Raw genomic sequence first — 265 nt, 5'->3', positions numbered from 1 at the left:
CTTAGAAGAGTAGCCATTTCGACTATTACTATCGTTGGTCGGTGAGTGTTTTTCGTAGCCAAGGTGATCATCAAGTTCAGCATTTAAAGCTGTCTCAACCGTCACCTTGGTTAACATTTTCCTGAAGTCATCAAGATCCGAAGGCGTCTTAATTGACTTAGCGGCTTCGCGAGCGAAGGCTTCTAAAGCTTTCTTGTCCATATTGCTTATCCTTAGCCATGACTGGCTTAATTATAAGCAGATACACAATTTAAATTACAGGCTC

The 265-nt window shown here is 41.5% G+C and carries 1 protein-coding gene; it reads right to left on the bottom strand.

The window, feature by feature from the left end; genetic code table 11:
* The coding region (locus EYW48_RS21745; RefSeq protein ID WP_277433108.1) for a transposase at nucleotides 1-201 on the bottom strand (201 nt) is incomplete at its 3' end.
* Nucleotides 202-265: the final 64 nt, after the last annotated feature.

It is taken from the genome of Vibrio sp. 1180_3 (assembly GCF_029478545.1).
Classification (GTDB): Bacteria; Pseudomonadota; Gammaproteobacteria; order Enterobacterales; family Vibrionaceae; genus Vibrio; species Vibrio aestuarianus.
This window is presented reverse-complemented; position numbering and strand designations above follow the sequence as displayed.